The sequence below is a fragment of the Streptomyces sp. NPDC059524 genome, from assembly GCF_042749255.1.
Lineage (GTDB): Bacteria > Actinomycetota > Actinomycetes > Streptomycetales > Streptomycetaceae > Streptomyces > Streptomyces xanthii.
This window is the reverse complement of the sequence record NZ_JBHYTK010000037.1, coordinates 35142-37541: the sequence shown is the minus strand read 5'-3', so window position 1 is coordinate 37541 and position 2400 is coordinate 35142. Positions and strand designations below refer to the sequence as shown.

The window sequence follows — 2400 nt, the reverse complement described above, 5'->3', positions numbered from 1 at the left end:
GTGGCGCTGTCCGCGGCCCCCGCCACCCCCCCCCCCCCCCCCCCCCGGCCCCGCCCTCCGGGCAACCCCCCGGGCCCCACGCTCCCGCCGGGCGTCGGGGGGGTTGGGCTTTACCCCACACGCCCCCCGTCACTTGACGCAAGCACCGGCAATGGGTTGCATACGCTCTGTGAACGCGCACCCCGCTCCAACTGCCTCTCCCTGTACGTCCAGTACGCCGCCCGCGCCCTCGGTCGCGGCGCCTTCCGGGGCAGGAGGAGCCGCGCCGTGGATCCGGTGATCGTCGTCGGCGCCGGGCCCGTCGGCCTCGCGCTGTCCCTCGCCCTCGCCCGCCAGGACGTGCCGTCCGTGGTGCTCGACGAGGGCTCCGGCAAGGACGAGCAGCGGCCGGCCCGCACCGTGGTGCTCCGCGAGGACACCGCCGCGTTCGTCGAGCGGCTGGCCGGGCGGTCCTTCGACCGGGTCGGCGCGCGCTGGACCGGATGGCGCTCCCTGCGCCGCAAGCAGGAGATGCGCGCGCTCACCTTCGGTGAGGACCTGCCCGCTCCGCTGCACCTGGCCCAGCACGAACTGACCGGCGCGCTGCGCGCGGCCGTCGCCGGGGAACCCCTGGTCGAGCTGGCGGTCGGCAGCCGACTCGACGCGATCGAGAACGACGCGTCGGGCGTGACGGCCCGCACGCGCGGCCCCGAGGGCACCGTGTGGCGCGGCAGCCACCTGGTGGGCTGCGACGGTCCCCGCTCGACCGTCCGCAAACTCCTCGACATCCGCTTCCCCGGACGCACGGCCGTCGAACGGCACGCGGTCGCCGCGCTGCGGACGGAACTTCCGTGGCCCGGTGAGGCGTTGCTCCATCGGAACCCTCCGTGGCGGACCTCGGGCCCCTCGGGCTCGGAGATCGTCGGCCGCCCCCTCGCCGACGGTGTCTGGCGCCTGGACTGGTTGCTGCCGCCCCGCAGCGACCTGGTCACGCCTGACGTGCTGGTCGCGCGCGTCCGGGAGACCCTCGCGGGCTGGTGCGGGGGCTCCACCCCGCCGTACGAACTGCTCGACACGGGCGTGCACACCGTCCACCACCGGCTGGCCCGCCGCTGGCGGGTGGGGCGCGCCTTCCTCGCCGGTGACGCCGCGCACCTGTTGGGCGCGCTCGGCACACAGGGCCTCGACGAGGGGCTGCGCGACGCCGACAACCTGGCGTGGAAGCTCGCCCTGGCCTGGCACGACGGTCCGCGGGGCGGGTCGTCCGCGCTGCTCGACAGCTATCAGGCCGAGCGCCGCGCCGTCGTCGCCGGCCGGCTGCGCGCCGCGGACCAGGCGCTGCCGATACTGCGCGGGGGCGGCGGCCTGCGCTCGTACGTGCCCGGTGCCGCGCGAGGGCACGACGCACTGCTCACGGACGGTCACCTCGGGCTCGGCCCGCTCGGTGCCCCCGGCGCCTATCCGGACTCCCCGCTCGCCGCTCCGCTCACGGCGGCGGCTGCCGCGATCGGTACGGAGCCCGGTGCCGCGGTGTCCGACGTTCGCGTGACGGCGCCGGACGGGTCGACGGTGCGGCTGCGGGACCGGCTCGGTCTCGGGCGGCTCCTGGTGGTCCTGGTCGCACCCGGTACGGGCGTGTGGGACCGCAAGCACTGGATGTCGGCGGGGCTGATGCCCCGGCTCGCGGAGGCGGTCGCGGCCCTGCCGCAGGAGACGGAGCTCCTGGTCACGGAGTCCTATCCGCAGGCTGCGGCACACACGGTGCTGCTGGTCCGCCCCGACGGGCATCTGGTGACGGCGCTGAACGGCGTGCGCCCCGCCGAGCTGCTGGAGGCCGCGCGGAGCGCGCTCGGCGCGCCGGCCGCTCCCGATCAGGCCGAGGACGAGGCGGCCGAGGGCGAGCCGGTGCGCAGCGGTGCGCGCGGGAGTGGCGGTGGCGGTGGCGGTGGCGGTCAGGGCAGCGGTGGTGGCCGTGGCCGTACGTCGGGAGGCCCTGCCCGAGGGTGAGTTGACCGGCCTCCGCCACCGTGGTGTACTCCGGAGCGTGACGATCGACACCGATGTGCGCCTGTGGCGGAGGGTCCACATGGACCTGGTCCGCTACGCGGGCTGCACGTGTCGCCCGTCCTGCTGAATTCGCATCTTCTCCCCTTTCCGCGTGCCCGCGGTTCTTCGCCGCTGCCCGGCGCCCGCGTCGTCCCGACGCCTGCGGCACGCGCCCTTCGCGAACTCCAGGACGGTCAGCCGTGTCACTGCCCACGCCCTCCCGCACGCCTTCGGTCCCGGTCGCGCCCGACGCGGCGCCGCCCACCCAGGCCGATCTGCTCGATTTCGTCCGCCGCACCGCCGCGGACCGTGACCTCGTGGCCTCGCTGCCGCTCGATCCGGAGGGCCGCACCTGGGGGGGGGGGGGGGGGCCCG

Annotated in this window: 2 protein-coding genes and 1 pseudogene; all 3 read left to right on the top strand. The window is 76.3% G+C overall.

Going from position 1 to position 2400, the window contains the following annotated elements; translation table 11 throughout:
* Positions 1 to 267 precede the first annotated feature (267 nt).
* Positions 268 to 1986 carry an FAD-dependent monooxygenase gene (locus tag ACFW9D_RS13595; protein WP_384621334.1) on the top strand — a complete coding sequence of 573 codons (1719 nt, stop codon included), beginning with the start codon at positions 268 to 270 and terminating at the stop codon, positions 1984 to 1986.
* Entirely contained in the window at positions 1895 to 2113 is a 219-nt protein-coding gene (locus tag ACFW9D_RS13590) for a putative leader peptide (protein WP_384621332.1), read from the top strand. Before ACFW9D_RS13595 ends, ACFW9D_RS13590 begins: the two co-directional genes overlap by 92 nt.
* A gap of 112 nt (positions 2114 to 2225) precedes the next feature.
* Positions 2226 to 2400, top strand: a pseudogene (locus ACFW9D_RS13585) (cysteine dioxygenase); the annotation flags it as partial.